A 6,731-nucleotide genomic window follows, 5' to 3' on the forward strand; every position below is an offset into this window, starting at 1 on the left:
GAAATCAGAAGTAAAATTGTCAATATAATTCCTATTATTTTATTCAATTCGTGAGTTTTCTCAAATTATGCACAACGTGTTTGTGTATGGTTAGTTGCGTGGTTAAGCAACTAAGTTAATAAACATTTACGAACCCGTGAAAATTCCGCAGGAATTTTCGCAAGTAGGCAAGAACCAAGCAATTAATTATACACGGTGTTAGCATACGTTTTTTATTAAGGTAAGGTGGAAATATTATATATAACATAAATAAGTCCACCAAAAAAAGCTAATAATACAATTATTGTTATAATCAAAAGAACAAAATCAGAATCACTTGCTTTAGAATTATCATCTAATTTTTTGTCAATTTCAATCCATTTATTATTTGCAACTTTAGCTGTCTTGATTTTAGTGTTTTCAATGTTTTCAATTTTATAATTTTCAATCAAATCAAATAACAATTTTGAAGTCTTAAAATCTACGTTATCTTTTTTAAATTTACCAATCATATAATATCCTTCCATTGGAAATTTGGGTCTTACAACATTTAATAAATTCTCTTTACTTCCGATGTAGTATTTAATGTCAACGATGTTTTGAACCACCGTTTTATTTTTATCATTTAGTAAAGTTGGGTGTAAAAAAAAATTAATTTTATTATCCTTGCAATAAATGACAATTTTATTAAAGTATTCTATTAATTCATCTTCTGAAAAATATTTTACATCTAAAGGTTCTAAAATGTTTACTTTATTTATTTGAATCTCTTTTTCGCTAATATCATTATCAGTAGATTCCTTTTTTTTAAAATAATATCTATGTGCAACTTCTGAATTATCAATTTGGTGAAAATTTTTGCCCAAAACAATTTCTATCTGATTCCATATTATTTCGGTCATTTCCTCAAATCTATCTTCAACTGCAAGTCTTTTACCTTCGTCAAAAACTCTTTCGCCTTGTGCTTCCATAATTGACCGGTGTTCAGTCCCTTTTTCGAAATAATCTAACAAAAAAGTCATTGATACTTCTGAATATCCAAATGTTAAAGTATTCACATTCTCTAATGGATATCCGCTAGTACAATAATCAATATTCAGAAAAATTATAGTTCCGTTTTCAGAAAAATATACATCACAGTAATTTTCTTCCTTCCAATTAGATGATGCTGTTTCAAAATCAATTTTTTCGCCTTTAATTAAATTCCAACCAAGTATGTTTTGCAACTCATTGAAATTTTTTTCATAATTTTTATTTATTACTAATCCTGAAATGTTAAATCCCATAGTTTACTTTTATTGAAGGTGTTGGTCAAATGTATGCTAACGTGTTTGTGTATGGTTAGTTGCGTGGTTTAGCGACTAAGTTAGCAAACATTTACGAACCCGTGAAAATTCCGCAGGAATTTTCGCAAGTAGGCTAGAACCTAGCAATTAATTATACACGGTGTTGGCAGTAGTTTTTATTTTACTTTTCCCATTATTCCCTCGTTAGTATTTTTGTCTATAAATCCGCTTTCCAATCCAGACTTATTGTCCAAATTCTGATGTTCAATTATGTTTTTTCCGAATGCGAATTTGTTTCGTATTTTTTTTAAGTCAAGCACTTTGTCAAAATAAATCCAGTCAGCTGTATTTTCAGACCAAGCTTTTCCGTAAAATGTAATTCGCGTATTTTTCTTAATTAATTTTTTCGCTAAACTTCTCAATTCAGCCGAACGAATTGAATTCGAAAAGTCAGAGAAATAATTCTCAAATTCAATTAATTTTTCTCCAATTTTCAATTCAAAATCGAGACTATCGACAACAGTTCTGCTTAAAACTCCATTCAAGTCAGAAACAGATTGAAATGAATTCAAATTCCGTTTTAAAGATTTCAGAATTTCATTGTCGGGATTTCGTTTAATTTCAGAATCCAATTCTGATAATAATTTGTCTTTTTCAATTCTAAAGTTCGTCATTTTCAAATTACTGCCAACGTGTTTGTGTATGGTTAGTTGCGTGGTTGGGTAGCTAATTTAGCAAACTTTTACGGACCAGAGAAAATTCCGCAGGAATTTTCGTAAGTAAGCACAAAAAAGCAATTAATTATACACGGTGTTAGCAGCCGGCTTTTAAATTCCACACAGTTTAATTAGACATCTATATCATTGATTTTAGCGTATAACTCCGTTTTTGGTGTCTAACTACGTTCAGATTGGTTTTTTCACGTTCAGATCGGCCGTAAAGTTTTGTAAATTAAAATAGAGTAGAGTGAGTTGATGGTTTTCTCTATGGTTCTCGTAAATTCTAATTTTAATGGTTCCTATTTTCCAGCGTTATTTTCCGTAATTCTAATCAGTTCTGCTGATTCATCTGAGTAATAAATCCAACGTTGTTGTTCCGCAATCTTAGTCAATTCGGCTTATCCGTCTGAGTAATAAATCCGGCGTTAATTTTGCGAACTGTTTATCAAGTTAGATTATTCGATTGAGATTTTTATCGTGAGTAGAAATAAAAAACTCGTGGATTAGAAACTACATTAGCAAAACGTGACTGCTTGCTGCTAACGTGTTTGTGTATGGTTAGTGGCGTGTTTAAGCAACTAAGTTAGTAAATAAAAACCGAATAGAAAATCCGCGAGGATTTTCGTAAATAGGCGAGTACTAGCCATTAATTATACACGGTGTTGTGCATAGTGCTTTTCTGTTCAGACGTCTTTCATTTATTCCGATTTTAATTGTTAATAACATTTTAAAAGTTAGTAAAATAAAAAATGTATGTATGCATTATTTGTTTTACTTTAGTCAAAAATAATATTTAAATATTAAAAAGAGTATATAATTATATGGGAAACATAAAATCTGATAGTGATGATATCCTAAAAAGATTATTCGAGCCTAAGCCTACTAAAATAGTAGAAACTTTAGATGAGCTATTTATAAATAGACTTGAAAGTTTAGATATTCCTAAAACGACTGCGTTAAATATTATGGGAATGAGTGTACGTACATTAGAAGGAATTCTTTCGGGTGAACAAAAAATGTTAGATTACACTCAATTGATAAAATTATCAAATTTTTTAGGTACTGATTTGGAACAGATAGCTACACTTTATTTACAAAAAGTTAATGAAGTTCATAATGTTGGAAATGATATAAATCGAACCAACGAAATGGTTGAATTTATTAATGAGAAATTCAATTTAGCAGAACTAAAAAAAGTAGGTTTAATAAAGTCCTTGACAGATTATAATGATATTGTTAAGTCGATATGTAATTACTTTGGTTTAAAGAATATTTTCGAATATTCTGAACCTGATATTAATGTTGCTTTTAGTTCAGGGAAAAGAGCAAAACGTAATTGTAGCGTGAAAAACTGGGTTTACTTAGCTGAACAATCTTGCATTGAATTAAGAAACCCAAATGTTTATAGTCGTGATAAATTAATCGATTATTTCCCTCAGATTAGATGGCAATCAATGGACGTTGAAAACGGTCTTGTGAATGTTATAAAACAATTATATCAATTAGGAATAACTGTAGTTTTTATTCCATCTTTTCCTTCCTTACATATTAGAGGTGCAACTTTTGAGATAAATGACAAGCCTTGTATAGCATTAACAGACTATGTAGGGTTTTATCCAACATTATGGTTCGCTTTGGTTCACGAGTTATATCACGTCTTATTTGACTGGGATGAAATACAACTTTCAAATTATCACATATCTCAGGAAGGACAAAAAAGCTTGGATAGTGAATCTCAAAATGAAATTGAAGCCGATAATTTTGCAAGAGAATATCTTTTCTCAAAAGAAAAAACAAAGGAAGCAGGTGCATTTATTAATAATCACGAGTTTATCAAGCAATATGCTATATCCAACAATGTTGACCCAAGTTTTGCTTACGTATTCTATGCATTTGATGCTCCGAGTTCTGATAAATATGCTTGGGGAAGAGCTAAAAAATTAAATCCGAATATAGAAAAGTTAAAATCAAAATTAGAACATAATTTTTTGGATGATTTTACTTTCGGTGACCATATCAAAAAAGTGAGAAATAAAATTTATAATTAATAGCGATGAAGAATACCAAATTGAATCCTGAAGAAATAGAACAGTTAAAAGTTTTACAGGGAAAGAAAAATCAAGAATTCCTTAAAAGATTTATTATTGACCAAACTGAGTCAAAAGTAAAGAACAGGTTTTCCGATAAAGAATTAGATACTGAAAATGAAAAACGTAAACTACTCTCAACAATTGAGGATTTATGGAAAATTAAAAACATTGACAGTCGGATTTTAAGAAAACCAGCAGAATATAAGGCGATTTTCACACAAGATTATTACAAAGAAATGTTTCGATTGAATAATTGGCACTATAAAGGTATTATAGCTGAAAAACCTTGGCAAGCTGGACGATTAACAAATGAGATAATTTATTTCAGATTTTCGCAAGAGGTTCTACCGTTTTTAAGAATAGTCAATCCTTTTGTAATAACAGGAACAAGAAAATACAAACATCATCAATATCTTACTCCAGGTGCAAGAAATGAATTGTCGTTATTTATTTCTCAAGCAACTGAGTTAATGAGTCAATTTGGCGATTGGGATAGCTTTAGAGTTGAATATTGCAAAAAATATAATGTGCCTTATCAGCTGAAATTTAAGCTTTTATAACGAATTTTTCTTTCAGCAGTAAGTTTCTCCGCATTATGCACAACGTGTTTGTATATGGTTTGTTGCGTGGTTTAAGCACCTAATTTAGCAAATAAAAACCGAATAGAAAATCCGCGAGGATTTTCGTAAGTAGGCTAGAACTAGCAATAAATTATATACGGTGTTACCAGCAGTTATTTCTTATAATTTTGAACTAGCTAATGTGTGTATATTAATAAATTCATCTTCATTTCCATCAAAAAAGGTCGTTCGTAATTCTGCAAAAGTCAAATTTTTGAAATGTCTATCTGCAACACCACGACCTCCAAGTCTGCCAGCTAATTGGTGTTTCCCACACAATTGTTTTACGTTACTCCAATCATCGTGATTTATATTTGAATTAGGCACTAATCTATTCAATGCTGTCGATGAAATATAATTTTCTAAATTTCTTTTCTTTGAAATGATAAAATCTGTACCGTCAACGAAACCTAAACTTTCTAAAGCAGTCTTTGTTGGTGATTGTTCACCTGCATTTGTTTTGTCGCTATCTTGAAATATTAAAAAAGGTTTGTCTAAAGTTGATAAAAGGTTTAATGAAACCCAATGTTTAATACTGTCACAACCACCAATAGGTATAATAGCAATTTCAAGTTCAGTAAAATCGTGATTAATAAGTCCATTAGCTTTATACTCTTTACAAAGATGATTTAATGCATTTGCATCATCAATTCCTTCTACTAGCAATAATACCTTTGCTTTATCAAATAAAGAAATAAATTGATTATCAACTTTTATCCCTAAATCGGTTGCAATAGATGTTATATCGTCAATTTGTTGTTCAACGTTATATGTTCCTCCTGTTTTATGTATATGTGTTATTTTTTCTTTTTTGCTATTTGAAACAATTATAGGTGAATGAGTTGATACAATAACTTGGTAGTCATTTTCACATAAAGCAATTAATTTATGGAATAGACTTTCCTGTGCAGATGGATGAAGAAAAGTTTCAGGTTCTTCTAAACCAAAAATTATTTTTTGGTGTTCAGATTTTTGTTGTTCAGCAAGATATTCGAAATAAGCCATTATTGTAATTCTTCTGAATCCATCACCTCTTGAACTTAACGGAACTTCCGTTCCATCATCTGTACTTTTAAATTTTGTAGATACTAATTTTGTCCAGTCAAAGTCTATTACTGGTTCGACATTTTCCTCACTTGGGACAACATCATTTATTTTAGTTGTAATTTTTTTTAAAACTTCTCCAAGTTTAGCTTGTATCGTATCTTCAACATCGGAAGTGTCGATTTCTTCTTCTAGCGTTTTTATTGCTAAAGTTTTAAAGAATTTTTGAATTGCTGTATCTGTTTCTGATAGAGAAGTATCTGCTTTGAAATACTCAAATCTTGGCAGAATTCCTTTTATTCTGTCGTGTATTATTTTGAAACGATTACTTCCAGAAGTTGGAAGTTTTTCCATTACGTAAGTAAAATCAGTTCCAGAATTTATATTATGTTGTCGTATTTTTTGCCTTTTTTCTTTGTTGTTAAAATTCTCACCATTAGCCTTTTGAGTATCTATGCCTAAATTCCCACAGGCTGTAATTAATTGAGCCTCTGTTAATGAAATGAAATCATTTTCAAGGTATTGTTTTCTCTCTATGAATGTATCTGCTGTTATTCTAGACTTGGAAACATCCCAAACTTTTTTTATTACTAATTCATTGGCGTTATTAATCAACTCTTCTTCTTCAAAAGTTGTCTCAATATTTTGGTCAATTATAATATTTTGATTTGAAGGATTAAAATGAAGCGTAATAGTAATTAAGTTATTCTCTGCTTTATTGTTTAGGTCATCAGACGAAGGATTGTTTGAATTTAAAAAACAATCTAATGATTTTAGAATTGTTGATTTTCCAGCATCATTTTGACCCACAATCAGATTGAAATCGTCTATTGATATTTCCTTTTCTTCGGAAATTCCTTTAAATTGATGTATTTTAATTTTAGTTAGAATCATTGTTGTTTGGTCTAATTGCTGGTAACGTGTTTGTGTATGGTTAGTTGCGTAGTTAAGCAACTAAGTTAACAAACAAATCACAGATAGAAAATTCCAGCG

General features: G+C 30.1%; 5 protein-coding genes. 2 read left to right on the forward strand and 3 right to left on the reverse strand.

Annotated elements, in window-relative coordinates; genetic code table 11:
- Positions 1 to 215: 215 nt before the first annotated feature.
- Both HM982_RS17980 and HM982_RS17985 read right to left on the reverse strand, forming a co-directional pair.
- Entirely contained in the window at positions 216 to 1,265 is a 1,050-nt protein-coding gene (locus HM982_RS17980) for a hypothetical protein (protein WP_179354715.1), read from the reverse strand.
- A gap of 176 nt (positions 1,266 to 1,441) precedes the next feature.
- Positions 1,442 to 1,939, reverse strand: a complete 498-nt coding sequence (locus HM982_RS17985; RefSeq protein ID WP_179354716.1) for a hypothetical protein — start codon at positions 1,937 to 1,939, stop codon at positions 1,442 to 1,444.
- An 866-nt stretch (positions 1,940 to 2,805) separates the two neighbouring features.
- On the opposite strand from HM982_RS17985, the gene HM982_RS17990 reads away from it, so the two are divergent.
- Both HM982_RS17990 and HM982_RS17995 read left to right on the forward strand, forming a co-directional pair.
- Entirely contained in the window at positions 2,806 to 4,032 is a 1,227-nt protein-coding gene (locus tag HM982_RS17990; RefSeq protein WP_179354717.1) for an ImmA/IrrE family metallo-endopeptidase, read from the forward strand.
- A 5-nt stretch (positions 4,033 to 4,037) separates the two neighbouring features.
- On the forward strand, positions 4,038 to 4,634 hold the full coding sequence (locus HM982_RS17995; protein ID WP_179354718.1) for a P63C domain-containing protein: 597 nt from the start codon (positions 4,038 to 4,040) through the stop codon (positions 4,632 to 4,634).
- Positions 4,635 to 4,814: 180 nt separating this feature from the next.
- Here the strand turns inward: HM982_RS17995 and HM982_RS18000 are convergent, their stop codons facing one another.
- On the reverse strand, positions 4,815 to 6,632 hold the full coding sequence (locus HM982_RS18000; RefSeq protein WP_179354719.1) for an ATP-dependent nuclease: 1,818 nt from the start codon (positions 6,630 to 6,632) through the stop codon (positions 4,815 to 4,817).
- Positions 6,633 to 6,731: the final 99 nt, after the last annotated feature.

The organism is Winogradskyella vidalii, assembly GCF_013403955.1.
In the GTDB taxonomy this organism is placed as follows: domain Bacteria; phylum Bacteroidota; class Bacteroidia; order Flavobacteriales; family Flavobacteriaceae; genus Winogradskyella; species Winogradskyella vidalii.